Origin of the sequence: Methylotuvimicrobium sp. (assembly GCF_050611805.1) — a bacterium.
Lineage (GTDB): Bacteria > Pseudomonadota > Gammaproteobacteria > Methylococcales > Methylomonadaceae > Methylotuvimicrobium.
The window spans coordinates 23656-49480 of the sequence record NZ_JBNGHF010000001.1 but is presented as its reverse complement, the minus strand read 5'-3'; the positions used below and the strand labels follow the sequence as shown (position 1 = coordinate 49480).

20 protein-coding genes are annotated in these 25825 nt (G+C 48.2%); 6 read left to right on the top strand and 14 right to left on the bottom strand.

Annotated features, from left to right (window positions below; translation table 11 throughout):
• Positions 1 to 36 precede the first annotated feature (36 nt).
• The 5 genes from ACRJJO_RS00210 to ACRJJO_RS00190 all read left to right on the top strand — a co-directional run bounded on the left by ACRJJO_RS00210 (position 37) and on the right by ACRJJO_RS00190 (position 8224).
• Positions 37 to 711, top strand: a complete 675-nt coding sequence (locus tag ACRJJO_RS00210) for a hypothetical protein (RefSeq protein ID WP_431064005.1) — start codon at positions 37 to 39, stop codon at positions 709 to 711.
• A gap of 637 nt (positions 712 to 1348) precedes the next feature.
• Positions 1349 to 2335, top strand: coding sequence for a transaldolase (locus tag ACRJJO_RS00205; protein WP_431064004.1), 987 nt, complete (start codon positions 1349 to 1351; stop codon positions 2333 to 2335).
• Between the two features lie 129 nt (positions 2336 to 2464).
• On the top strand, positions 2465 to 3544 hold the full coding sequence (fbaA, locus tag ACRJJO_RS00200; protein ID WP_404358748.1) for a class II fructose-bisphosphate aldolase: 1080 nt from the start codon (positions 2465 to 2467) through the stop codon (positions 3542 to 3544).
• A 324-nt stretch (positions 3545 to 3868) separates the two neighbouring features.
• Positions 3869 to 5611, top strand: coding sequence for an FAD-dependent oxidoreductase (locus tag ACRJJO_RS00195; protein ID WP_431064003.1), 1743 nt, complete (start codon positions 3869 to 3871; stop codon positions 5609 to 5611).
• Between the two features lie 153 nt (positions 5612 to 5764).
• Entirely contained in the window at positions 5765 to 8224 is a 2460-nt protein-coding gene (locus ACRJJO_RS00190) for a heavy metal translocating P-type ATPase (protein ID WP_431064002.1), read from the top strand.
• A 45-nt stretch (positions 8225 to 8269) separates the two neighbouring features.
• Here ACRJJO_RS00190 and ACRJJO_RS00185 read toward each other — a convergent pair whose 3' ends face one another.
• A complete protein-coding gene (locus tag ACRJJO_RS00185; protein WP_404358742.1) occupies positions 8270 to 8545 on the bottom strand; it encodes a cupin domain-containing protein in 276 nt (91 codons plus the stop codon).
• Between the two features lie 317 nt (positions 8546 to 8862).
• Between ACRJJO_RS00185 and ACRJJO_RS00180 the strand changes: the two genes are divergently transcribed.
• Positions 8863 to 9426, top strand: a complete 564-nt coding sequence (locus ACRJJO_RS00180; RefSeq protein ID WP_431064001.1) for a DUF2780 domain-containing protein — start codon at positions 8863 to 8865, stop codon at positions 9424 to 9426.
• 601 nt (positions 9427 to 10027) lie between these two features.
• Here the strand turns inward: ACRJJO_RS00180 and ACRJJO_RS00175 are convergent.
• The 13 genes from ACRJJO_RS00175 to ACRJJO_RS00115 form a co-directional block, all read right to left on the bottom strand.
• Positions 10028 to 10237 carry a (2Fe-2S)-binding protein gene (locus ACRJJO_RS00175; RefSeq protein ID WP_431064000.1) on the bottom strand — a complete coding sequence of 70 codons (210 nt, stop codon included), beginning with the start codon at positions 10235 to 10237 and terminating at the stop codon, positions 10028 to 10030.
• A gap of 66 nt (positions 10238 to 10303) precedes the next feature.
• Positions 10304 to 11692, bottom strand: a complete 1389-nt coding sequence (locus ACRJJO_RS00170; protein WP_431063999.1) for a sodium:solute symporter family protein — start codon at positions 11690 to 11692, stop codon at positions 10304 to 10306.
• A gap of 522 nt (positions 11693 to 12214) precedes the next feature.
• The gene (locus tag ACRJJO_RS00165) at positions 12215 to 12763 is read right to left on the bottom strand and encodes a PqiC family protein (protein ID WP_431063998.1); all 549 of its coding nucleotides are present in this window, start codon (positions 12761 to 12763) and stop codon (positions 12215 to 12217) included.
• Between the two features lie 79 nt (positions 12764 to 12842).
• On the bottom strand, positions 12843 to 13856 hold the full coding sequence (locus tag ACRJJO_RS00160) for an MlaD family protein (protein WP_431063997.1): 1014 nt from the start codon (positions 13854 to 13856) through the stop codon (positions 12843 to 12845).
• Positions 13857 to 13874: 18 nt separating this feature from the next.
• Complete coding sequence (locus tag ACRJJO_RS00155) at positions 13875 to 14642, bottom strand: ABC transporter ATP-binding protein (protein WP_431063996.1); 768 nt, start codon at positions 14640 to 14642, stop codon at positions 13875 to 13877.
• A 19-nt stretch (positions 14643 to 14661) separates the two neighbouring features.
• Positions 14662 to 15825 (bottom strand): MlaE family lipid ABC transporter permease subunit, encoded by a 1164-nt coding sequence (locus tag ACRJJO_RS00150; RefSeq protein ID WP_431063995.1) that lies wholly within the window; start codon positions 15823 to 15825, stop codon positions 14662 to 14664.
• Positions 15826 to 16100: 275 nt separating this feature from the next.
• Positions 16101 to 16511 carry a cytochrome C gene (locus ACRJJO_RS00145; protein WP_431063994.1) on the bottom strand — a complete coding sequence of 137 codons (411 nt, stop codon included), beginning with the start codon at positions 16509 to 16511 and terminating at the stop codon, positions 16101 to 16103.
• Positions 16512 to 16532: 21 nt separating this feature from the next.
• A complete protein-coding gene (locus tag ACRJJO_RS00140; RefSeq protein ID WP_431063993.1) occupies positions 16533 to 17609 on the bottom strand; it encodes a metallophosphoesterase in 1077 nt (358 codons plus the stop codon).
• A gap of 14 nt (positions 17610 to 17623) precedes the next feature.
• Positions 17624 to 18838, bottom strand: a complete 1215-nt coding sequence (locus ACRJJO_RS00135; RefSeq protein WP_431063992.1) for a cytochrome-c peroxidase — start codon at positions 18836 to 18838, stop codon at positions 17624 to 17626.
• 91 nt (positions 18839 to 18929) lie between these two features.
• Positions 18930 to 21188 carry an EAL domain-containing protein gene (locus tag ACRJJO_RS00130; RefSeq protein ID WP_431063991.1) on the bottom strand — a complete coding sequence of 753 codons (2259 nt, stop codon included), beginning with the start codon at positions 21186 to 21188 and terminating at the stop codon, positions 18930 to 18932.
• A 13-nt stretch (positions 21189 to 21201) separates the two neighbouring features.
• Entirely contained in the window at positions 21202 to 23148 is a 1947-nt protein-coding gene (locus ACRJJO_RS00125; RefSeq protein ID WP_431063990.1) for a PAS domain S-box protein, read from the bottom strand.
• Between the two features lie 11 nt (positions 23149 to 23159).
• Positions 23160 to 24476, bottom strand: a complete 1317-nt coding sequence (locus tag ACRJJO_RS00120) for a chemotaxis protein CheB (RefSeq protein WP_431063989.1) — start codon at positions 24474 to 24476, stop codon at positions 23160 to 23162.
• A 310-nt stretch (positions 24477 to 24786) separates the two neighbouring features.
• Positions 24787 to 25824, bottom strand: a complete 1038-nt coding sequence (locus ACRJJO_RS00115) for an asparaginase (protein ID WP_431063988.1) — start codon at positions 25822 to 25824, stop codon at positions 24787 to 24789.
• Position 25825: the final 1 nt, after the last annotated feature.

The following is a 25825-nucleotide window of genomic DNA, read 5'->3' as shown; positions in this document are numbered from 1 at the left end:
GGCTTTTCCGCTTCCTACAGCAGAAAGGGGAACAACGTGAAAGTGAATACTATTACCATGGGTGCATTGGCATCCTTGCTATTATCCAGCCCGATAGCAGGTGCTGAAGATAAATATCCGGCATCTGATTTTAAACCACAGGTCCAATATCAGGATGCCGACTATATCGCCAATACAGCGAAACAGCCTGCTAAGGCAGAAGCCACTGCCAAAACGACAGAGTCTGACCCACGTTATCCGGCAACCAATTTCGAACCGAAAGTGGTTTATCAAGATAGTGAGTATAAGCATACAACGCCAAAAGTAGCGGCTCCAATTGCAAAATCAAGCTCCTCTTCTGCGGCGAGCTCAAGTGCTGAAGTCGCGAGCGCCGAATCGACAACTCAAGAAGCGAAATCCGATAATACGTTAGTGATTTTAGTCGCAGTATTGGCGGCTATCGGTTTTGTTGTATTTAGAAGAAGCTCGGGCGTTGCCAAGTCAAGTGCTAGCTCTTCAGCTTATTATCAAGATAACAGTGGAACAACCGGTGTTGCAAGATACCTGAGCAAACTTGAAGGTTCTGCTGTAACTGGCGTCGCTAAATATTTGGAAAAACAAGCGGCTTCGGTTCAAGAAAAAGTTGGGGCTACTGGCGTCGATAAATATTTGGAAAAGAAAGAACTGGAATCGGAAACCGGCGTGTCAAAATATCTTCGTACTAAGGGCTGAAATCGAAGAGCGCTAACGGATGATAAAGAGTAAACAATCGATGTTTGCCTGCCGGATAAATACAGAATGTTTGAGACAACTGTTTCATCGACACGGATGAAATAATTACCCGGCATTTAATACCTCTAGAGAGATTACCGGCTTGCTAGATAACTTTATGTTGACGCAGGCCGGTATGATCGATCGGTTGCTATTTCGAATCACGAAGAACCAATATGGGTATGTGAGTGATTATGAGATACCATCGAATGATTACATAAAACATCAAAGTCTTGCTCGATCGTTTGACGAGTTAGGAACCGAATCCAAACAACTCAATTATAGCGGTTCGCATATACCTTTAGCATTGCAATTTTCGATGATGCTTAAGGCGGCGGCGGGGTGCTTGGCATAAGGCCTTCAGGGACGCATTCACCCGCTACCTAAATTCCATAGGCTATTGGCCTTGGTTAATCGTTTTGGATAATTTGAGCGCTAGGCCTTTGAACGGGTCACGGAGCCGATTTTGATCCTACGATGGGTATATCGCATTAATTGGCATTTCACTTCCCGGTATGAGTTACCTATAAACGAACCGACACGGTAAGATAGCCTGGAAGCATAAAAATTAATACAACAGCAAATAAAGGTGCACAAAATGGCAAAAAATTTACTTGAACAACTTCGGGAAATGACCGTCGTTGTCGCGGATACCGGCGACCTTCAAGCAATTGAAACTTACAAACCAAGGGATGCGACAACCAACCCTTCGTTGATTACGGCCGCATCGCAAATGCCTCAATATCAGGACATTGTCGACGATACGCTGAAAGGCGCAAGAGCCACATTGGGAGCAGGCGCATCCGCTGCCGAAGTCGTGACTTTGGCGTTCGACCGATTGGCCGTGTCATTCGGGTTGAAAATTCTCGATATCATCCCTGGCCGCGTATCGACAGAAGTCGATGCCAGACTGTCTTACGATACCGAAGCAACGATTGCCAAAGGTCGTGAAATCATTGCGCAATACGAAGCCAAAGGCATTTCAAAAGAGCGCATCCTGATTAAAATCGCGTCGACTTGGGAAGGCATTAAAGCAGCGGAAGTTCTCGAAAAAGAAGGCATTCATTGTAACCTGACTTTATTATTTGGATTGCATCAAGCGATCGCTTGCGCTGAAGCGGGCATTACGCTGATTTCTCCATTCGTCGGACGTATTCTGGACTGGTATAAAAAAGATACTGGACGCGACTCTTATCCACCAGCAGAAGATCCGGGTGTTGTTTCGGTTACGACCGTTTACAACTACTACAAAAAATTTGGTTATAAAACTGAAGTTATGGGCGCGAGTTTCCGTAATATTGGGGAAATCACCGAATTGGCGGGCTGCGATTTATTAACCATCTCGCCTTCGCTGCTGGGTGAACTGCAATCAACCGAAGGTGATTTGCCTCGCAAACTCGACCCTGCAAAAGCTGCTGAACAAGCGATTGAAAAAATCACTATCGATAAAGCAACTTTCGAAAGTATGCATGCAGATAACAGAATGGCGACGGATAAATTATCCGAAGGTATCGATGGATTCACTAAAGCGCTCGAAACCTTGGAAAAACTGTTGGCTGAGCGTTTGGCATCCTTAGAAGGATAAGATACGTTTCGACACTGCGGTACAGGGGATGAACCGCATGAAATGATATAATTTTATCCGTAAATACATTTTCCCGTTTTTGTGCAGTTGTCGCGAAAACGGGTTTGTTTTTTAATATAGGAACCCAAAATGGCACAAAAAATTTTAGATATAGTTAAACCGGGTGTCGTGACCGGTGAAGATGTACAAAAAGTCTTTGCGTTTTGTAAGGAACAGAAATTCGCGCTTCCCGCAGTCAATGTTATCAGTACCGATACGATTAACGCGGTACTTGAAGGCGCAGCTAAAGCGAAATCTCCCGTTATCATTCAGTTTTCCAACGGCGGTGCGGCTTTTTTCGCCGGTAAAGGCGTTAACTTAGAAGGTCAAATGCCTTCGATTTTAGGCGCTATTTCCGGTGCACAGCATGTTCATCTGATGGCGGAACATTATGGTGTACCGGTCATTCTGCATACCGACCATGCCGCGAAAAAGCTTTTACCATGGATCGATGGCTTATTGGATGCAGGCGAAAAGCATTTCGAAAAAACAGGCAAGCCTTTATTCAGCTCGCATATGTTAGATCTTTCCGAGGAAAGTCTGGAAGAGAACATTGAAATATGCGGTAAATATTTGGAGCGCATGTCCAAAATGGATATGACTCTGGAAATAGAATTGGGTGTAACCGGTGGCGAAGAAGATGGCGTTGACAATACGGATATGGATCACTCACTGCTATATACTCAGCCGGAAGACGTCGCTTATGCTTATGAGCATTTAAATAAAATCAGTCACCGTTTTACGATTGCCGCATCATTCGGTAACGTGCACGGCGTGTACAAACCGGGCAATGTTAAATTGACTCCGACAATTTTGCGAGACTCGCAAAAATATGTTTCAGACAAATTTAGCTTGCCGGAAAACAGCCTGACTTTCGTTTTCCATGGCGGATCGGGTTCCTCTCCAGAGGAAATCAAAGAGTCGATAAGCTACGGCGTCGTTAAAATGAATATCGACACCGATACTCAATGGGCCACCTGGGCTGGCGTAATGGAATTTTATAAGAAAAACGAAGGTTATTTACAAGGCCAAATCGGTAACCCTGACGGCGAAGACAAGCCGAATAAAAAATATTATGATCCTCGCGTGTGGCAACGTGCCGGCCAAGCCGGAATGGTCAATCGTTTGCAGCAAGCCTTCCAAGACTTAAACGCAAACAATACGTTGTAATAACCGCGTATTCCAAAAAGCCGATAATGACATTATCGGCTTTTTATTTGCCTGAAATAGGTCGTATTTCGAGTCATAAAAAATCTAAAAACTCGGATTGTTGTCGGCTTAACATGGGCGTAAGCAGTCATGCAGGAACCTTACTCCCTTTATACTCAAAAAATGGTTAACTTTATGAAGGTATGGGGTGTGGTTAACGAGGATGTCGGCAGCAGGGATTGCTGCCGTCAAGCCTCCATGGATGGGTTCACGGCGGTCCTCGATAGACACATCCCATACCTTTTATTCTTAGACGGTTTTTCGATCAAAAGGGAGTAATTGGGAATGAAAAAAAGAATATTAATTATCGGCGGCGTCGCAGGGGGTGCAAGCTGCGCTGCAAGGCTTCGCCGATTATGTGAACATTGTGAAATCGTCATTTTCGAAATGGGCTCCTATGTCAGCTTTGCCAATTGCGGATTACCTTATTTTATTGGCGACGTGATTGTCGACGAACAAAAATTGCTCGTCGCGACACCGGAGTTGTTCGAACAAAGATTCAATATTCGTGTTTGTACCGATAGCGAAGTTCTGGCGATCGATAGAACGAATAAAAGCATCGAAGTGTGCGATTTAAAAACCGGCAGGAAGCGGATAGAGTCGTACGATGCCTTGGTGCTTTCGACCGGGTCAGAGGCCGTATGGCCGGATATCGACGGCATCGATTTACCCGGTATATACGTGTTAAGAACGATTCCGGATAGCCGCAAAATACGCGGCAATTTGGCGAATATGAAAAGCGCAGTGGTTTTAGGTGCCGGATTTTTAGGCTTAGAGTTAGCCGAGAATTTAAAAAAACGGGGCTTAAAGGTAACCGTGTTGCAATCGACCGATCAAGTCATGACGGCGTTAGATAAGGAAATGGCTAGGTTTGTCGCGCAATATTTGCAAAAAAATGATATTGATTTGCAGCTTAACTGCCAAGTTAACCGATTTGAGCTGAATCAAGATCAAACGCTAACCGTGCACCGGCAAGACGGCGAATCGATAGTCAGCGATGCGGTCATGGTCTCCGTTGGCGTAAAACCCAGAACTCAATTAGCCCGTCAAGCCGGTTTGGCCATTGGAGATTTAGGCGGAATCCGAGTCAATGAAACCATGCAAACCAGCGACTCTCAAATTTGGGCGGTCGGTGATGTAGTCGAAGTACGGAATGTCATAACCGGAGAATGGCAACTATTACCCTTGGCCGGTCCTGCGAACCGGCAAGGTCGATTGGCGGCCGCGGCAATATTAAGCAATGAAGATCAGCAAGATATTCCGTCGACCTACCGAGGCGTTCAAGGGACATCGGTGTGCGGGCTTTTCGATTTGACAATCGCTAGTACGGGCGTCAATGAAAAGACCTTACAGAAGATCAATTATGAAAATTACGAAAAGGTTTATCTGCATCCGGGTAATCATGTCGGATATTACCCGGGAGCGAAGCCGATTCACATGAAATTGTTGTACGATACTAGCAACGGCAAAATTCTCGGCGCTCAAGCGCTCGGAGAGTCCGGTGTAGCGCGGCGTATCGATGTCATTTCGGCATTCATACAAATGGACGGTAGCGTTTACGATTTAGAGGAAGCCGAATTATGTTATGCCCCGCAATTCGGAGCCACCAAGGATCCAGTAAATTTAGCCGGCATGATCGCGGCCAATCAATTGCGCGGAATGCATCCGCTTGCAAAATGGGAAGAGTTACTCGAAACGCATGTACAAGTATCGGAAGATCAAGACGAAGCGGCGCAATTACTCGCGTTTATATTGAACGATCCTTTTACACTGGCTCAGCTTGTCGACGTGCGAACCGAAGCGGAATTTCTCCAGAAACATATTCCGAATGCGATAAACATTCCGTTGGATAATTTACGCGATCGGTTAAATGAATTATCCCGCGAACGGGAAATTTGGGTCGTTTGCGGCGTTGGGCAAAGAGCATACAATGCCACCCGGATTCTGCAGCAAAACGGATTTCGGGTTAGAAATTTATCGGGTGGTATGCAAACTTATGAGACTTATAATGGTGGCAGTGAGCAGTGAGCAGTGAGCAGTGAGCAGTGAGCAGTGAGCAGTGAAAGGTGAATCTGGTTCCGGCTTCAAAACCATACTAAAAGAAGGGGCTTGTAATTTATTGATAAGCGGTTATGCTGAAGCGGATAGTTAAATGGCCGACGGAAACATAAAATGGGCAATATGGATACGATTCAAACGACCAAGCATTTTTCGATTGCACACCGCTTAAACAAACGGCTCCGCATCATCGTTCCGAGTTTGCGAAAAGATCGAGAGCGTGCTTATATCTTGCAAATTCTATTGTTAAAACGCGAAGGCGTTAAGTCGGTCAATATCACGCCGCAGATTGGGTCGTTAACAATAGTATTCGATCCGGAAAAATTGCCGTTCGTAAATCTATTGCATCTGCTTGATGCCGTAATCGCCAATATCGGTGTACAACCGCGCGAAGCGCTGACAAGCCTTAAGCGCGATAAAAATTATTCCGACAAACCTGCCCAAGACTTTGTCATCGGTGTCGGTGATATGAGCTGCGCATCCTGCGCATTATATTTGGAAATGGTCTTGCAGCGGCAACCTGATGTGCTTCACGCCAGTGTCAATTACATTTCCGAAACCGCGCGTATCAAAACTTACTTGCCGAAAGATAAGTTATTCAAAATTATCGCAGATAATGGCTATCAGGGCTTTTCGATCGATTCCTTGGCCGAACGAAAATTATTATTCGATCTTGAGCGCAAGCATTTACATAAAGCCAAACGGCAAATACTGGCGCTAAGCAAATTGAGCGTGCCGGTTTGGTTGCTGAGCGCGATCGGCTCAAAATCGCGCACACTATTATTAATACAAGCCGTTTTAGCCGGTGCCGCCATTATCGGCGGCGGCCGAGACATTTTCAAAAAAGCGTTTAATCAAGCCAAGCGCGGCGCTGCCGAGATGGATAGTTTAGTTGCGCTAGGGGTCGGCGCGGCTTATATCTACAGCATTCCGGCATTATTTCGTCCCTCCCGGCATGTCTATTTCGATGCGGCGACTGCGATTATCGATTTTGTGACGGTAGGCCGCTATCTGGAAGAACTAGCCAAAAACCGGGCGGTTCAGGATATACGCAAATTGGTGAATCTACAGCCTCATCAAGCGACATTGCTCAAAGACGGCCAAGAATTAAAAATCATGGCCGAACAAATCGAGATCGGCGATATCCTTCTGATCAGGCCGGGCGAGCGCATTCCGGCAGACGGTGAAGTGATCAAAGGGTTATCCAGCGTCAACGAAGCAATGGTAACCGGCTCGGCGATGCCATCGATCAAGGAGCCCGGTCATAAACTCTACGATGGCAGCATCAACGGTAGCGGCGTACTGCAAATGCGCGCCACCGCAACCGGCAAGGATACCTTCTTGTCGGGTTTGATCCATATGGTCGACCAGGCTCAGGCATCGAAATTGAAAATCCAAAAAACCGTCGATAGCGTCGCATCAGTGTTCGTGCCGTCGGTGATTGTATTGTCGGGTGCGACCTTCGGAGGCTGGCTGTTGGCTGGTGAGCGGGTAGCGCATGCTTTGTCCAATGCGATTGCCGTATTGTTAATTTCATGTCCATGCGCGCTCGGTTTGGCAACACCGGCGGCAACGATGGTGGGAACCGGTCAGGCGGCCAGGCGCGGCATTTATATCAGGAACGGCGAAGTCCTAGAAACGGCGGCGTCCATCGATACCGTTTTATTCGACAAAACCGGTACGATCACTGAAGGTATTGCCGAAATAACCGACTTGTTCAATGTATCGGATTTCGACGACGAGCGTCTGTTGCAGCTTGCCGCGTCAGCGGAGTTCAATTCGGAACATTTTTTAGGTCAAGCGATTGTACGCTACGCCAAAGATCGGGGCATGGAAATAGAAGAATCCTCGCAATTTCATAATGCGCCGGATCGGGGTATTCGCGCTCAAATCGGTGACCGCCAATTATTGCTTGGCAGCGATCTCTGGATGAAACAACACCAGATCGATCTAACACCGCTTAAAGCGACCTCAAAAAAGCTGGCTCAGCAAGGCAAGACCTTGGTTTATCTTGCAATCGATCGGCGCGCGGCGGCGTTGTTTGCCGCTACCGATACGATACGGCCGAACGCCCGACAAGTTGTCGAACATTTGCATCAAGCCGGGATCGATACCTGGATGGTGACCGGCGATACCGAACTGGCGGCCCGACATATTTCCGAGCAGGTAGGAATCGTTACCGTGTATTCCGAGGCGGATCCCGCCAAAAAATTAGCGTTGATTCGTCAATTACGCGAAAGCGGGCACAAAGTCGCAATGATCGGCGACGGCATTAACGACGCGCCGGCGTTAGCGGCAGCTAATGTCAGCCTAGTGATCGATAAAGGAACCGATATCGCCATCGAAGCGGCCGACTTGGTCCTGTTGGACGGCGATATCGGCAAAATCGCCGATGCCATCGAATTGAGCGAGAATACACTAAGTATTATCAAGCAGAATCTGACTTGGGCATTCAGTTATAACGCGATTGCAATACCGTTTGCAGTGGCCGGTAAGCTCAATCCGGCCATCGCCTCGGCAGCGATGGCTCTCAGTTCGGTGTCGGTCATCGTTAATTCGCTGCGCCTAAACCGGAAAAAATGAGCCAATTGATCATTAATTTTGAGGCTTGCTAAATAGCAAGCACGTTTAATCGTAGCTGTAATGTTTGCGCAATGGCTTAACGATTTCCCAGTCGCTGTTTAAACCTTCGGGGAAAACGACCAAGTCGCCGGGTAGGATTCGTAACGGTTCACCGTCTTCGGGCGTTACAATGATTTCACCTTCGAGAATATAGGCTGTTTCGGTTTCATCGAAGTCGATCGAAAACTTGGAAACTTCTTTCTCCCAAATGTCCCAGTCCGAAACGCCTAATTCTTCTAAACGGGCTTCGCTCGGTTGATGTTCAATCTTGATTTGCGTCATAAAAAACCTTGATAAGTAGTAAGGAGCGGTGATTTTAGCACCTTCCGTTGAAAAGGCACTGATGTTATCGAGGCGCTTTTTTAAATAGGGATTCCTAATTGGCGTTATATCAACCGAAATAAAATGTCATCGAATTAGGAATTAAATTTGGTTTTCGGTTTTTGTACGTTTAACATGAACGGCATAACTAGAGAAATCTTGCATAAGCATCGCTTTTCGTAAGAATTGTAATCCGGCCGTTATGAATAAGGCCGAACATTAGTTGAGACATCGGCAGGCTATACCGAAAGACACGACTCTACCGTTGAGAGGACACTATGATAAAAAAACATTGCAAATATATCTCGCCCTTATTGATTTCACTTCTGACCGCCGGTTGCGCCGGATCTCCGGAGAGCGGGCAGAGTGTCATTGGTAAAGTCGACAGCGGTCTGGCGACGATTGGTCAGACCGCACAAACGGGAAGGCAAACGATCGAGGCCGGAACAGCGATTGCTGGTAGCGTGCCCGCGACACAAACCGCTTTAACCGAAGCGCTAGTCGGTCAATTGGGCGTTACCCAGCAGCAAGCACTGGGCGGGGCCGGCGCAATATTTCAAGCCGCCAAAACGAATATGACGCAACAAGCATTCGCCGGCTTGTCGCAATCCATTCCGGGTATGTCGGAAATGCTCGCTGCTGCACCGCAGGTCGGTGGCGCTGCAATGCTAGGAGGGGCCGGTGGAACTATCGGTACCATGCAGTCGCTTTATTCGTCGTTTAGGCAACTGAATTTATCGCCGGGAATGGTTAATCAGTTTATTCCCGTGGTTGTCGACTATGTCGGCAGCACCAGTGGGCAAGCAACATCGAATCTGCTTCGTTCGGCTTTGATGCCTTAGGCGGATAAACCTAAAAAAATTAGTTGGCTTGGCAGGATAGGTTATTTAAGGCTATGTTCGCGTTAGCAGTTGAAACGGTTCTCTTTCCTACTAAATAAACCATTTAGGAAATAGTCAATGATTGCTTTCCAATACACTGAGCGTGGAAGAGGGTACGATTACTCGCTTGACAGGACGCCGTAAACCCAGCACCTAAATTCCATAGTCTATTGGCCATGATTGATTACATAGATAATTTAGGTGCTGGGTAAATACGTCCGTGTAGGCTTGACGGCGGCGACTGATTGCCAAGGATGGCATGAATGCAGATTTTGCAGGAGCAAAAATCTGCCCTGCCGCCGACACCTGTCAATCGAGCAATCGTACCCTCCTTTCAACCATTGGCGCGATATTGAAAAAGGAAAGTTATTCAGAGTTGTATCCTGGGGTTTCATGTTGGCTTTAAGTTTAAAAGTATCAACTATTAACGCGAACATAGCCTTATTTAACCCGTCCCCAAAATTTTGCTATACCTTAAGTTTTCGGTTTGCTTTGGCCGCGCTCGAAATGTTTAGGACTCGGCTACAAACTCGGTCCAGCCAATGCTTCTGAAAAGAGGATCTCATACGAGCGGTTCTTTCAAACTAGCGGCGTTTAACAAAGCCATAAGCGTTGGTTCACAAGAACCGCAACCCGTGCAAGTGCCGGTAATTCTCGACAGTTTTTCAGGGTCCGTAATGCCCTCATCAATGAGCCGGCGAATTTGCCGGTCGGTTGTGCCGCTGCAGACGCAGAGTACGTCATTTTTTTTGTCGGGTCTTACTTGATTCATGAATGTTGAGTCGCGTTTATCAATTTGGGTTTGGCCTATGATTTCCGAATCGAGACGATATCGAAATCATAAATGGATAATTTTATGGAGTTTCGGTTCTAAAATCGCAATCGCCGAATAAACCGCAATTGCGCCGCAGAGTGCGATTAGATAGGGTGTTTTCATATCGAATGCGTAGTGTCCGGCAGTCCAAATGACGGTTCCGGCTAAAAGTGCCCCGGCAGCGCTGTAAGCACCGCCGAAGCGCGTGAATAAGCCGAATACGACTACGGTCACGATCCCAGCGCTGCCGAATGCTGAAGCTTGCTCAACTAGGCTGTGAATGCGGTCGGTTTGCAAGGCAAGTAAGTAAGCGACCATGCCGCCGAACAGAACGGTCAGCCGCGCAATACGAACTTTTCGACTTTCGTCGATCGTGCCCAGCAACGGCACGATTAGATTATGCGACAGAAGCGCCGAGGCAGCCATAAGTGCGCTGTCGACGGTGGACAAGATCGCCGAAATCAGCGCACCGGCAAAAATGATATATAAAAACGTTGGTAAATAATGCTGTGCCAATTGCGGCAAGATTTGTTCGGGTTGTGCTAGGCCCGGTAACAAGCGATAACCGAGTAATCCGATCAAGACCGGAATCAGGCCGATCGAAAGATATAATAGACCGCCGGCCAAACAAGCTTGACGCGCGATTTGCGGCGAACGGCAAGCCAGTACCCGAGATACCAGTTCTTGTGCGATTACCGATCCGCCAATTGGAATCATCCAGTGTTCCAGAATATCCTGCCAATTTTCGTTCTCGGCGGTTTTGAATAAAACCAATCGCTCCGGTTCTATCGAAGCAACCGAAGGCTGCCAGCCTCCTCCGGCGGTCAACACAATCGCCAATAAAATCGAAAGGCCTATGATCAGAGCGACACCTTGCACCGCATCGGTGATGACATCGGCCATCAAACCGCCGTACATCGTATAGACTATTACAACCAGCGCCGCGCAGGCGATCGTCATCTCGACTTCGAAGCCGGACGTAGCCGATAACACCTGTCCGAATGCCCGAATTTGAGCGGCGGCCCACATGATTGTACCGGGCACCATCATCAATACCGCAAGTTTTTCAACCAGAGGCGAATAGCGTTGCCGGAACAAATCAGCCAATGTGGTCAATTGCCGGCGCCACAATGGAATCGAAAATACCAAGCCCATCAAAACCAGACAGAGCGAATAACCGAAAGGATCGAGCGTTGCGCCGGACAGACCTTCCTCATAAACAGCACCAGCCGCGCCGATACAGGTTTCGGCACCGAACCAAGTTGCGAACACGCTCAACGTTGCAAGGCCTACGCCGAGACTGCGTCCGGCCAATAAATAATCGTCTTCCGTTTTGATTTTTTTTGAAACGAAAACGCCGATCAAAAGCTGTGCCGATATATAAACCAGAATGCCGGTTAGGACTGTATTCATGGGCGCAAAGAGGTGACGGTAGGGCCGAAAAAATACTAAGGAATATGCACAAAATAACTGCTACAAGTAGTAGGCTTTGCGGCGATTCGGTGACTCGCTTGACAGAGGACGCCGTGAATACTTCCATGTAGGCTTGACGGCGGCTTTCCCTGACCTGTCAATCGAGCCACCGAACCCCCTCCCAGAAGTTGTCGAAGTTATTTCATGCTCGTTCCCAAGTGAAAATTTGCAAGATATTATATACCTTTCACACTTCAAATTTCGGCGATGCTTAAAGAGGCAGCAATTCCAAGTTTGAGGGTAAAAAAGGGTGTGGAGCATGCTTGGCGAGAATGTCGGCGGCACGCCATCCTTGGGGTTCGAGTCGACGTCAAACCTACGGCGTCCTGATGGGCGAGTGACAGCATCCTTTCATTTGCTGGAGCGGATACCTGGCCTTCATGAGCATTAGGATAATGCTCATGACTCCGGAATATTAAGTCGCCAACGCAGAGGTCTTGGAAACACATCGATTGTATTTGGCTAGCTTCTCATTTCTTGAAGCACTTGTTGAAGCGATGCCGATAAGTCACGGCTCATTCGATTCAGGCATTCATTGAGCGCTGCCACGATGGTCGAATAATCATCGGTTGATCCCGGCAAACGGTAAGAGACTTGACGGTTTTGTATGACATCCTGACCGCGACGGATAAACCATTGCGCCGTTAAACCGGCTTGTCCCTTCTGATCGACATGAAACTCCAAAATAGTCAACGAGACGCGGAGCTTAGCCTGCCTGGCTAAGCTTGAAGATCTAGCTTCTACGACCTCAGCCGGGACGAGCATTGAAAGATTTTGCATCAGTATGCGGCTAATATTGGCATCGAGCGATTCGGCCCAACGGTTGAATTCGTTCAAATGATAGGTATTTCCTCCAGTTCCGACGACAATTTGCGGCCTATCGACATAGCGAGGAATACGCACCCGACCAAGTGCGATAACAGGCTTGGTTCTCGTTTCGATAACACTGCTTTCGTTTTCGTTGAGCGGTTCGAGAAGATAGAATTGCGAAGGTGGAGTTGTCCCGCCCACGCACCCTGTTAAGGATAAGAACAAACAGGTTAAGACTGGTAAACAAAAAGGCCGGACTGCATTCATAATTCAATATTCTCTAGTTATGTTTACCGGAAATCAACGATTCCGGATGCCTTTCCAAATAATCGGTCAGTTCTTTGATCGACCTCGATGCATCGTTGACCGATTCCAGCGTTTCGATTAAAACCGATTCTGGGCCAAAGGTATCGCCGACCATGGTTACCGAGTACTGTGCCTTATTCAAGGCGGCGGTCGCTGCAGTCAAGGCGTTGTTAGCGGAAGCCAAAATAGGTTTGATATCCTGAACCATCGATCTGGAATCTTGGACCAATAAATTCGTGTTGTTAATAGCTGTATGCGTAGTCTTGAGCATCGGTTCAAGGTTGCGGTTGAGCGTGCCAACCGCCTTTTCCATCCCCTCCATGGCATGAGCGAGAGCAACCTGAGATTGCTTGAGTTCATCGGATGCTAGCAGGTCTTTCATTTCTCTTAAACTGTCGGCAAAGTCGGTGACGATTTGTTCCAGCGGCAATTCGCGTAATTGATTGACAAATTCTTCCGCCGAATGCAGGATTTCGTCGCTGGTTGTTAGGATGCCCGGAAACTCAGGAATCCCTTTATAGTCCAGCTTAGCAAATACGGGAGGCTTATTGGGGTGCTTATCTACATCGACATAGAGAAGGCCGGTCAATAAGCTTTGTGTTTCCAAGCGAGCACGAAATCCAGCATCAACCAATCTGTCCCGAAGAGCTAATCGCTCTTCTTTCGTCATGGCTATATTGAAAGTCTTACCACTCGTGCCCATCATCTTTTGGCGATCGATCGCTACCACGACGGGCTTATAAACCTTAATTGAGGTTTTATCGAATTGTAATGCGATATCGGTGACTTCGCCGATTTGCACGCCCTGCATTTTTACCGGGGCTCCAACATTCAGACCGTTGAGAGAAGAGTCGAAGAACACCACAAAGTAAACTTTATCCGATTTAAAAAACTGGCCGCCGCCAAATATAAACAAGGCCACGATGACCAGTGCGACCGCGCCGATCGTAAAACTGCCTATCGCCAATGGGTTTATCGGTTTACTCATAAGACTGCTAGCCCTCTATTAACGCGTTGTCTCGACATTGCCCTCGCCTCGAGTCAAGAATTGAATGATTTTGGAATCTTTGGATTCGGCCAGCAAGTGTTTGGGTGATCCGGTAGCCAGCATGGTTTTGGTTTCAGGGTCGAGAAACACCGCGTTCGTGCCAATGGCAAAGATACTGGCCAGTTCGTGGGTAACAACGACAATCGTCGTGCCTAAGGCATCGCTCAAATTGATGATCAGATCGTCCAAAAGCCTTGCACTGACAGGGTCGAGTCCGGCAGACGGCTCATCGAAAAACAGTATTTCCGGGTCGAGCGCCATCGCCCTGGCCAGCCCCGCCCGTTTTTGCATGCCGCCGCTGATTTCGGAAGGATAATAGTCTTCGAAACCAGCCAGGCCTACCAATGCAAGTTTGTAAGAAACGATATCGGCGATTTCCGTGCGGCTGAAATCGGTAAATTCGCCGAGCGGCAAGGCAATATTTTCGGCCAAGGTTAGCGAGCTGAATAAGGCGCCGCTTTGATACAGAACGCCTATGCGCCGCAAGATTCGAATGCGTTCCGCATCGCTTGCGCGCCAAAAATTTTGCCGATCGTAAATGATATCGCCCCGTGCCGGTCGCTGAAGGCCGATTAAGTGTTTTAGCAGTGTGCTTTTGCCGCAACCGCTACCGCCCATGATAACGAAAACATCGCCGCGGTTAATCGTAAAATTCAAATCGCGTTGAATCACGAAGTCGCCGTAAGCCATCGTCAAATCCTTTACCGTGATATGAGGCGTGTTCATGATGATTTTCGAAATGTGTTCAAATGCCCAGCCGATTACAGATTAATGTGATGATAGAGTCGGCTACGACGATATAGACGATGCTGTTGACGACGGCGGCCGTCGCGGCATCGCCGACCGCCGAGGCGCTGCGTCCGCATTGCATGCCTCGCATGCAGCCTGCAGTGGCGATCAGTACCGCAAACACCAAGCTTTTGAATAAACCTATGCTGAAGTCGGTGAGATCGACGGCCTTGCTGAGTTGATTAAAATATTGGGTCAAGGATACATCGAAGGCGTTGGTGGTAACGATGGCTCCGCCGAGAATACCCATAAAGTCGGCATAAATACACAACAACGGCAGCATTAAGATTAACGCCAACATTCTTGGCAACACCAGAAATTCCATCGGCGATATACCCATGGTCTTGAGCGCGTCTATTTCGCTGTTGACATTCATCGTGCCCAGCTGCGCGGCATAGGCTGCTCCCGTGCGGCCGGACATAATGACCGCTGTCATCAAAGCGCCCATTTCGCGTACCGTTCCCAAACCAACTAGGTCGGCAATGAAAATTTGCGCACCGAACATCGCCAGTTGCACCGCTCCGACGAAAGCCAGAATCAGGCCGACTAATAAACTGATCAGCGTAACGATCGCCAAGGCTCCGGGGCCCGTCTCTTGTATACACAAAAATAAATCGACGGTGCGAAATCGAGCCTTGCCTCGCATCAGCGAAACGCCGGCCTGTACCGTTTCACCGATAAATATAATGAGCCTTTTGATGTCGGCGAGTCCGCTTAATACCATCATGCCAATTTTAGCCAAGGCCGGCGTTTGTTGCGCCGAACGGCGATCGCCGGCACGTTCCGGAACGGCGCGAGCCAGATTAAGTAGGCCTTGAATGCCTTCCGGCAGGCCCGATAAGTCGGCTTGAATGTTCTTGGCTTGGCAATAGTCCAGCATTGCGAGCAGATACGTCGGCAAGCGGCTGTCCCAACGGTCAAGATCGCCGGCTTGCAGCGTTAATCGCGCAAAGGGCGTGGTGGCGGCAAGTTGCGCCAACACTTGTTCGACAGGTTTTATATTAGCGCCTTGAGTCCAACTGCCGGCCAAGCGAATTGACCAGGTATCCGCATCGATTTGCTCAAACTTGATATGGCCCGAGATATCTTTTATATCCGTCATGCCGGTAGTCGCTTTCATCAAAAATTATCCACAAATTTTTTGGCCGAAAAAACATAAGGACTTCATGACAAATAACTCCCGGAAGTTATTTATTGCAAAATCCTAAACATTCCCGTCATGGTAAGGCAAATCGAAATGTTAGGAGCGGGTTGAATAACGCCCGCGAGAAAACGCGCTATTCGGGCAGCATGATTATGATTTTTATCGTGAAGGGCGCGATGATCGCTCTTTGCTTCGGCCGAATAAATCATCGGTTGTTTACGAAATTGAGTAAACCCCAAGCATGAAGAAGCTCAATGCTTGCCCGGCTCCAGCTTCACGCCGCGCCGTTCGTGCGTCACATAAGCCTGAATGGCGGTCATTTTCGGGTCGTCGGCGGCAAGCGGTTGGCCTTCGAGCGGATTTTTTAGACACCAATTGATCATTTCCCACATCGGCACGACTTTACCTAGCTGTTTTTGAAATTTCGGATAAGTTTCGGGATGCGTGTTCGCGGCATTCGGATGGCACTGTGCGCAAGCGACGCCGTTGGTGCCTAGTTCCGGGCTGGTCCATAGGTCGCGGCCTTGTTGAACGACTCCCATGAATTGCTGTTGCCAGCGCTCGAGGTCGGTATCGGTAAATTCATCGGCGGAAGCGGTGGGTATTGCTAATGCCAGCACCGACGGAAGCAATAGGATAGCTTTAATGAGTTTGAGGTTCATGCGGTTCTCCGGGTCGGAATCCTAGAAATGCGTTTGCGGCGGAATGCGAGCGTCTTCGCTTTGATAAGCGCTGTCTTCCGGTTGCTTGGTTTTGGTGTTGTAGATCACCGAACGCGCGGTATTGTTATACAGCGTGTAATGCAAGTCGATATTGCCGTTGTTCATATTGATAAACTGCCAGCCGGTCGCGTCGCGCTCGAAAAAAGGATCGGCGCGGTTTATTGGGACGGTCAATTTCGGCAGATATTGCTCGGCCTGGGCATAAGACTGCGGATAAGGCCATGGCCATGCAGTAGCCATGACCGAATTGAAGCTGATGTTGCCGATCTGGTTGTATTGGATTTGATGAACATGGCCGTAAATCACCGATACCTTATCGAAAGGTTTGAGTAAGGCTTGGATTTGTTCGGCGTCTTCGGTCCAGAAATTCCAGCCTTTGAATATTTTTTGCAGCGGTGAATGCGATAACACGACGATCGGTGTGGTTTTGGCGACTTTGGATAAATCGGATTTGAGCCAGTTTCTTTGCTCCTCGCCGACCATGAACGGCGATCCGTTCGGATTGTCGAGTCCGGCCATTTCCAGCATACGTTGTTCGTTGCTCGGCCAGCGGTTGAAAGTCCAGTCGTCGTAAGTCCGAATGCTGTTCAAAACGACGAAATGCACGCCCTTATGATTGAAGCTGTAATATTGCGCGCCGAACAGTTGCTCCCAATAGTCGCCGAGATCGAGATAATAGTCGTGCTCGCCCATTACATAATGGACTTTATAGCGCAATGCCGATATGATTTCAGCGCCGTGATCCAATTCGGCTTTCGTGCCGAGTTGGGCCAAATCCCCTCCGAAAAACACGAAATCGGGCTTCGGTACCAGTAGATTGGTTTCGGCCACCGCGCGAATCAGTCCCCGATCCCAATTGCGGACGAAGCGCGTGCCTTCGATATGTTGAATATGGGCGTCGGAAATATAGGCGAACGTAAAATTTTCGGCCGTGTCGGCAAAGGCTAATTCAATCAGGCTAATCGGTAACGTGCTGCCGATGGCCGCTGCTCCCGCTGTCTTCAAAAAATTCCGGCGGCTTTTATGGATCGTATTCATCGTTCAAGTCTCCTTCAATTAACCGCTTGAGCCGATTCGGTTTCGGCCGGTTTTTTAGGGCTGGTCAATGCTTTCATGAACTCGACCAGATCGTCGATTTGCGTGCCGGTTAAGTTGAGCGGGCGTATGCCGCCGCTCAAGAAATCGTTGACACGTGCGCTAGCCTCCGCGACGCCGCCGTTGTTGTAATGCACGATGACTTCGCGCAAGGTTTTCAGGCTGCCGTCATGCATGTAGGGCGCGGTTAATTCGACATTGCGTAGCGTCGGCGTCTTGAATGCGCCGATCTTGTTCAATTCGTCAGTGACTGCGAAACGGCCGAGTTCCGATGATTTCGGATCGGTCAGCACCATGATATCGACGTCCTTATCTTGATTTTTCGCTTCGAGGAAGGCTTGCGTCAAGGTCGGAATGTCAGATTCGATAGAATCGATGCCGATACCGATATTATGAAAGCGGCTGTCGGTGAAGGTCGCATTATCCTGTTCGATCACATGACAAGATACGCACCGGCCTTGGCCGATGAATAAGTTGAAGCCGCGAATTTGCGCGTCGGTCATCGCATCGGTTTCGCCTTTGAAATAAAAACGGTCGAACGGTGAGTTGCCGGTGACTAGCGTACGCTCGAAACTGGCAATCGCTTGTACGACATGATCGATCGTTAGCGCATCGCCCGTAACTTCAAAGACTTCTTGAAAAGACTGTTGATAATCCGGGTCGCTACGAACGATATCGAGAATCGGGTCGTGATTGGGCAGGCCGTGTTCGACCGGGTTGATAAACGGCTGTTTCGCTTGACTTTCGAGATCGGGTTCGCGTCCGTCCCAAAATTGGGAATGATAAAACGCCGCGTTCAGCACTGTCGGGGCATTGCGTGTGCCGGTCTTGCCGCTGTGACCGACCGAAACGGGTAGATTGTCGGTGAAGGCCTTGCCGTCGTCATGGCAATTTGCGCAGCTGACCGTACCGTCGATCGAAAAGCGTTTGTCGTGAAAGAGTTTATCGCCAAGCGCAATCTTGGCCGGCGTTTGCGGATTGTTTTCCGGAATGGGAACCGGCGGTAAACCGATTAGTTTGTCTTCTTCGGAATAGCGGCTCGGCGGTGCTGCTTGAGTCTGCGGAGGGGGCGATGCAGAAGGCTCGAGCGGGTCGGTTTTCGGTGTCTCGACTGATTGTTCGCAACCGAACAAAACGGCAATGCCGAGCGTTAATACGAGTGAATTGCGCATTACGATCCTCCTACAAAGAGAGAGAAGAGCTAGCTTGCATTGTAGTTCTGAAATCTTATTGTCACAAGACAATTGATTTTAGAGGGTAGGGTTAATCAGTTGGCGGAAACAAGGCGTCTAATTGTTCGGCGGGAAGCGCTTTGGAATACAAAAAGCCTTGTCCGAGACGGCAACCTGCTTGCATTAAGTAATCGGCTTGTTCGGCATTTTCAATGCCTTCGGCAATAATATTCAAACGCATGTGACGGGCAATCGAAATGATGGAATGGACGATTACTTTATCGTCGGGGTCGTTCAAAATGTCCCGGACAAAGGACCGGTCGATCTTGATCGAATTGATCGGAAATTTTTTTAGATATGTCAGCGAAGAGTAACCGGTTCCGAAATCGTCCAACGATACGGTTACGCCTATTTGCATCAATTGTTGCAAAATACGTATTACGGCGGACATATGTTGCATCATGACGGTTTCAGTGATTTCGATCTCCAAAAACTCGGGGTCAAGCTCCGAGTTCTCCAGGCATTGCCTAATCGAATGGACCAAATCATTTTGCAAAAATTGCCGGGCCGATAGATTGACGCAAATTTTTGTTAATTGCGGCTGATCTTGATCGCGCCAAATCTTGAATTGCTTACAAGCGGTCTTTAAAACCCATTCGCCGATGGCAACGATCATACCGGTTTCTTCGGCAATCGGAATGAAGTCATCGGGTGAAATCGGTCCTTTTATCGGATGATTCCAGCGTAATAACGCTTCGAAACCGATAATTTGATTCGGTGTTGTTTGTAAGTCGATCAAAGGTTGATAGTATACGACCAATTCTTGGTTAGGCAGGGCATGATGCAGATCATTTTCCAGTGTACTGCGAGTGAGGGCTTCGGAGCGCATGCTATCGGAGAAGAGTTGGTAATTATTTCGTCCAGAAGCTTTTGCGTAATACATCGCAGCATCGGCATTCTTGATCAATTCACCGACCGAGGAGCCATCCTTCGGAAACAGCGTAACACCAATACTCGTTGATGTAATAAACTGGTTGCCGGATAAATCGAAAGGTTGCGATAACACGTCGAGTATTTTTTTGGCAATTTCGGCGCTGTGCTGTGCCGCACTCTGTTCGTCGACGAAATCGGTCAATAAAATAACGAATTCGTCGCCGCCGAAACGTGCGACCGTGTCGCTTTCTCGCACGCAGCCCCTGAGGCGTTTGGCCACATTTTGCAGTAATAAGTCGCCGGCAAAATGACCGAGGGTATCGTTGAGTATTTTGAAACGATCCAGGTCGAGAAAAAACACCGAAAGCCATAATTTATGGCGTACCGCTTGAACGATGCCTTGCTTGAGCCGGTCGTTTAATAAAGCGCGATTCGGCAGTTCGGTCAACGTATCGAAATAAGCTAATTGTTCGATTTGTTTTTCATTGAGTTTGCGCAGCGTGATGTCGGAGAAGATACCGATATAATGACTGACGCGACCGAATTTATCGTTGATACGACAAATGCTGAGCCATTCGGCGTATAAATCCCCATTTTTTCTACGGTTCCAGATTTCGCCTTGCCAGCAGCCTTCCTTGTTGATTTTTTGCCACATATCGCGGTAAAACGCCGGGCCTTGTCGTCCCGAGGAGAGGGTTTTGGGCGTTCGGCCGATGACTTCGGCCGGTTTATAGCCCGTTACCGCGGTAAAAGCGAGATTAATCTTAAGAATGGTCGTATCGGGTGCGGTAATCATGATGCCTTCCTGGCTATGCTCGAACACTTTCGCGGCAAGTTCTAATTGCGCTTCCATTTTTTTGCGTTCGCCGATAGCAATGATATTGACTAGTAAACAATCTTGGTTGAAATCGACACTCGCGGCTGCTTGATTTTTTATCAGGCGTCCGCTGAGTTCTATGTAAATGGGTTTCTTGTGTCTATCGAGCAATCTCAACTCGATGTGCTTTCCGTCCGGTTTTTTATAAAACGCGCTGTAACGTGCGTTAAAAATACTTAGGTCGTCGGTATGAATAAAAGCCGCTAGAAATTTATCGCGTAATTCGCTATGGTTTTTGCCGAGCATTTCTTGCACGGTCCGATTCGACTGTAAAATGCGTCCTTTTTCATCCAGTCTTAAATAACCTACCGGTGCTAGGTCAAAAAGTGTAATGAAGTCGTTTCTCGACGCAATGAGTTGTTGCTGCGCTTCTACAAGCTGTTCGTTTTGCATGCGCAGTTCGATTTGATGCACATTCAGTTCGTGAAATAGCGTCTGTAGATCATGCGGCGAAACCGCATCGATATTGACCGACTCTAAATTGATTAAGGATTCCGCTTCGTGCCTTAGATCGTCGATATCCCCTGAATTGTTCTTCATCGTGCGTACCGGTTTAGTGTCGTTGTTCACTGAATGCAATCAAAAGCGCCTCTCCGGCGTGATCTCCGAGAACCGATGCGCTTATTTTGACGGCTAATTCTTGATGATCTTTGGTGACTCTTCGGGTCAATAAGGTCTGCGGGGCCGAGCAACCCAGAGTCAATCCGGCGATAAAGCGTAGCACTTGTGTTCTACCTGATTCGGGCGTTAGGTCTGCGATATTACGGCCTATGGCTTCTTGCTTGAGCCAACCGTATAAATTCTCGGCGCCTTTATTCCAAGCGGTTATTTTTCCTTGCGGGTCCAGTAGAAGCAATGCTTCTTCGGTATCCATCACGAGCGAAGCAAGGCGTTGAAGGCAACTGACGCAATCGTTTTTAACCGCCGTCAGATGTGCGCTGATATCACGTTCGGTCAAGGCGATCAATTCGTTGCCTTGGCTTTCGGAATAGAGCAGCGAAGCCGTGACGGAAACATCGATCAATTTGCCGCTTTTGGTAATACGCCGAGCTTCGAATTGTGACACGGCTTCGCCTAGATGATTTTTTTGTTGCAGCTTAGCTGCGATCGAGATGTCGGCAGACGGCATCAGCGATTGAAACTTCATTCCCAGGGCTTCCCGTTCAGTCCACCCGTACAGTTTTTCGGCGCCGCGGTTCCAGGTGACGATGTTACCTTCCAAGCCTTGCAGCGTGATCGCGTCGTCAGAATAAAGCGCGAAATTGGCCAAGCGTTCGCGTTCCATTTTTTCGCGTATCTTAAGCTCGGTTTCGGTGCGTTTTAGCCGGTCGATATCGATGAAGGTCAGAATGATGCCGGCATAGGCATTGTCGGATATGGCATAGGGCAATACGCGCAATAGATACCAATCGCCGTTGGCGGTTTGCAATTCTTGTTCGAACGGTGTTTGATTTTCGGACACCTCGTTGACGATTGCATCGAGGTTGAAGTCGAGAACCGAATGCGACAAATGAAAAAAAGGCCGGCCGAGATCGTTGTCTCGGATATGGAATATCGATTCGAGTCGGTGGGTAAAGCGTCTGACTTCGAGATTTTCGTCGAGAAAAAGCGTCGCGATATTGGTGCTATTGAACAAATTATCCAAATCGTTATTGAGCAGCGTTAATTCGGTGATCTTGCCTTGATACTCGGCGTTGACGGTGTACAACTCTTCATTGACCGATTGCAGTTCCTCGTTGGTACTTTGCAGTTCTTCGTTGCTGGCTAGTAATTCTTCATTGGTTGCTTGCAGCTCTTCGTTCGATGTTTCCAGTTCCTCTACCGTCGTTTGCAGGTTTTCTCTCGTGAATTGTAATTCCTGCTCTAAATCGTTGATGCGTTGCCGGGCATCCATGTCGGCGTCGTAGGAGAGTGGTTCGGTCGAGTTTGGTTTATTGGGCTCGGTTGTTTCACTGATCATGACCGCGAGCAATTTTTCCTGGCTTTTCTTGCCGGGCAAGTTTTTGACGGTCAGCGTAACCGTTCTTAATTGATCATGGCCGTGAATGCGTATATTGGATAACACGATTTCATTCGTGCCTTTTAACGCTTTATTGATACCGGTTGCAATGGGTATTGCCAGATCCTTTATGACGATTTTAGTGATTTCGCTGCTGATCTTACCGCTAGGATAGGATAAATAGTCTCTGGCTTCACCGAAGGTATGCGAGATTTCCATGTTTTCGTTGACCAACATCGTGAACGGCAAAATATCCCCTGCAATGCCGTTGACGAAACGCTCCAGCGTCCGGTCTTCGGAAAACCGATTGATGGATGGACGGTTGAAAGTCGTTGTGAAAGAAGGCTGAAAGATAGAGCCTGAAATGGGGCGAGGTTCTAAAGGTGTCAGTCCGGATGCTTTGTATTTACCTTTGGAACGGTATAGTTTGGTTTTGGGACTGACAAAGTCGAAATAATCGACCATATCGCCGATCGTTTCGCTGGTGCCGAGTAGTAGCAAACCGTCCTTGGTCAGCGAAAAATTGAATAACTCCAGGATTTTTTTTGTAGAACCGGTTGCAGATAAATCAGTACGTTTCTACAACTGATCATATGGATATTGGTGAATGGTGGGTCCTTGATCAGGTTATGTTGGGCGAAAACCACCATTTCTCTAATTTTTTGCGTGACTTGAAAATTGTCTTCCTTGCGTGAAAAGTATTTGCTCAACAGTTCCGGCGGCACATCGGCGGCAATGCTTTCAGGATACAAACCGGCGCTCGCTTTTTCGATAGCGCTGTGATCGATATCGGTCGCGAATATTTTGATGCGGAAATAATGATTGGATTGCTCTCGATATTCGGCGAGTAACATTGCTAGAGAATAAGCCTCTTCGCCAGTCGAGCAAGCGGTTACCCACAAACGCAAGTCTTCACCTTGCAGTCGCCCGATCGATTCAGGCAGCCATTTTTCATTGAACTCTTGAAAAACGAATTCGTCTCGGAAAAAACAGGTCACGCCGATCAAAAGCTCTTGATAAAGAGTATTGATTTCTTGCTGGTTCGTTTCCATGAACCGGACATAGTCGGTCAAGTCGGCAAGTTGATTGATGCTGACCCGCCTCTCGATACGGCGCATTACGGTACTGGGTTTGTAATAGGTAAAATCGATTTTGCATTTTTCGCGAAGCAACGCGAAGATGCGGGTAATGCTGGTTCCGCCTTGTGGAATGATGTCCGTTTCCAAGCTGCCGGAATAAGGATGTTTGATGAAGGATGATAATTGCGTCGGCATTTCGTCCGGCGCCAGAATAAAATCGGCCAGTCCGGTTCCGGTTGCATTGTTCGGCATGCCGGTGAATTTGGCGGATTCTTCGTCTTGCACCATCACCATGCCTCCGTGTTCCTTGATTGCACGAATGCCGCGAGTGCCGTCGCTGCCTGTTCCGGACAAAATAATCGCAATCGCTTGGCTGCCCGCGTCTTCGGCTAGAGACCGCAAGAAGATATCGACCGGTAGATTGAGTCCTTCTGTTCGAACTTGTTCCTTGAGCAACAGCTTGCCGTGAAAAATGGTTAGGTTTTGACGCGGGGGTATCAGGTAAATGTGGTTCTGATTGACTGCCATGCCATCCTCGATCCGATGTACGGGCATTTCGGTATGCTTGGACAGTAATTCAGCCATCAGGCTTTTATAATCGGGCGAAAGATGCTGGACGACGACAAATGCGAGTCCGGAATTGATCGGCATTTTCTTGAAGAATGACTCGATCGCCTCAAGGCCGCCGGCCGAAGCGCCGATGCCAACTATATATGGCGCCGTAGATTCGAAGGAAGTGCCGTTTTCCATTATTGTATTATTGTTGTTAGGGTTAATCGGTCGGCTAAGACTAACATTTTAAGCATACAAATGTGGAAATAAAAATACGGATTTTTACTTGCTTTAGAGCAGCCTAAAAATAATGTTTGAATCTATATGGGAATCTTTGCAATCCAAAAAATGATTACGGCACAGTTTTTTGGGTGATTATCCAACCCCGACATTCTCACGCTGGAGCTTGAGAACGATAGGGGGATGTCAATAATTACCTTCTTCGGGTTCAAAATATCTTTTTAGGTTTAAGGTTTTACGACATTGAATTTTAATTTGATAAATAAGGTCATATGGAATTGCTTTTTGCACAGGCAACGTGCTCTCCGGCAATATTCCGTTCGATAAAACTCGTAATTCCGCCTTCGCTAAAATTACCGTATGCCAGCAGCAGTTTCACATAGGCGCATTCGAGCGACAGATTCCAGAGCATTTCAGCGCCTTGTTCGAGTAATTCGCGCGTACTTTCGTAGGCGCTATCGGAGTGTATCGACGGCGCTAGATAAACCGGAATGCCCTGTTTCCGGCAACGTTCGATAAACGGCAGCAATGACCAATCAGCACCCCTCTGCATCGAGGCGCAGGCGGTGCCGGAATGATAGAGATCGTGCAATACCGCATCGATGCCATCCAAGTTAAACAGCGTGTAATTTAAACCTGGATAAGGCCTGATTAATGCGATGCGTTTCGCGAAATCCGGTTTTAAATCGAAAGCCGCGGCGGCTTTGTTTTTAAGCGTGATGAGCGGTTCGGAAAAAACGCCGTTTTCGAAATGGCAATAACATTTGTTTTGCACACTGATAAAATCGCCGCTGAGTTGCAGCGAAGAAGCCAGGCGGCTGCCCAAATGGATTTGCGTGCATTCGCCCCGGTTTTGATAAGGGACGAAAACGCCCGTTTCGCGGCGTTGCCTAATAAATTCGACTGCGGCAATAAAATTTTTCAAGCCGTTGGCCTCGGGGTGATCAAGAGGACGGTCGCTCGACACCAGCAGCATTGGTTTGTTTAATGCATGGAAATAAAGGCTTAGCGCAGCGGCGGTATAGGCTAAGGTATCGGTGCCGTGCGTGACGATGATGCCGTCGTAGCGTTCCGGTTGCTCTGCCTCGATAGCTTTGATCAATGTTTCCCAAAAGCCCGGCGTAATATTTTCGCTTAAAATTTGAACCGGTCTTATCGTCGTGAAGTCGATTTGTGAATGCTCCGGATACTGTCGTTCAAATAGCTGTAGTAAACGGTAAGGCGCGTTGGCGGAAGTTGCGATCGTGCCGCAGGAAGCCTCCGAGCCGATCGTGCCGCCGGTAAATACAAGCAAAACGTTTTTCATA

What these genes read in the sequence shown, in the direction of transcription:
- ACRJJO_RS00205 (WP_431064004.1), top strand. Translation starts at nt 1,349, where the DNA reads ATGGCAAAAAATTTACTTGAACAACTTCGGGAAATGACCGTCGTTGTC.
- fbaA (WP_404358748.1), top strand. Translation starts at nt 2,465, where the DNA reads ATGGCACAAAAAATTTTAGATATAGTTAAACCGGGTGTCGTGACCGGT.
- ACRJJO_RS00195 (WP_431064003.1), top strand. Translation starts at nt 3,869, where the DNA reads ATGAAAAAAAGAATATTAATTATCGGCGGCGTCGCAGGGGGTGCAAGC.
- ACRJJO_RS00190 (WP_431064002.1), top strand. Translation starts at nt 5,765, where the DNA reads ATGGATACGATTCAAACGACCAAGCATTTTTCGATTGCACACCGCTTA.
- ACRJJO_RS00185 (WP_404358742.1), bottom strand. Translation starts at nt 8,545, where the DNA reads ATGACGCAAATCAAGATTGAACATCAACCGAGCGAAGCCCGTTTAGAA.
- ACRJJO_RS00180 (WP_431064001.1), top strand. Translation starts at nt 8,863, where the DNA reads ATGATAAAAAAACATTGCAAATATATCTCGCCCTTATTGATTTCACTT.
- ACRJJO_RS00175 (WP_431064000.1), bottom strand. Translation starts at nt 10,237, where the DNA reads ATGAATCAAGTAAGACCCGACAAAAAAAATGACGTACTCTGCGTCTGC.
- ACRJJO_RS00170 (WP_431063999.1), bottom strand. Translation starts at nt 11,692, where the DNA reads ATGAATACAGTCCTAACCGGCATTCTGGTTTATATATCGGCACAGCTT.
- ACRJJO_RS00160 (WP_431063997.1), bottom strand. Translation starts at nt 13,856, where the DNA reads ATGAGTAAACCGATAAACCCATTGGCGATAGGCAGTTTTACGATCGGC.
- ACRJJO_RS00155 (WP_431063996.1), bottom strand. Translation starts at nt 14,642, where the DNA reads ATGAACACGCCTCATATCACGGTAAAGGATTTGACGATGGCTTACGGC.
- ACRJJO_RS00150 (WP_431063995.1), bottom strand. Translation starts at nt 15,825, where the DNA reads ATGAAAGCGACTACCGGCATGACGGATATAAAAGATATCTCGGGCCAT.
- ACRJJO_RS00145 (WP_431063994.1), bottom strand. Translation starts at nt 16,511, where the DNA reads ATGAACCTCAAACTCATTAAAGCTATCCTATTGCTTCCGTCGGTGCTG.
- ACRJJO_RS00140 (WP_431063993.1), bottom strand. Translation starts at nt 17,609, where the DNA reads ATGAATACGATCCATAAAAGCCGCCGGAATTTTTTGAAGACAGCGGGA.
- ACRJJO_RS00135 (WP_431063992.1), bottom strand. Translation starts at nt 18,838, where the DNA reads ATGCGCAATTCACTCGTATTAACGCTCGGCATTGCCGTTTTGTTCGGT.
- ACRJJO_RS00130 (WP_431063991.1), bottom strand. Translation starts at nt 21,188, where the DNA reads ATGAAGAACAATTCAGGGGATATCGACGATCTAAGGCACGAAGCGGAA.
- ACRJJO_RS00120 (WP_431063989.1), bottom strand. Translation starts at nt 24,476, where the DNA reads ATGGAAAACGGCACTTCCTTCGAATCTACGGCGCCATATATAGTTGGC.
- ACRJJO_RS00115 (WP_431063988.1), bottom strand. Translation starts at nt 25,824, where the DNA reads ATGAAAAACGTTTTGCTTGTATTTACCGGCGGCACGATCGGCTCGGAG.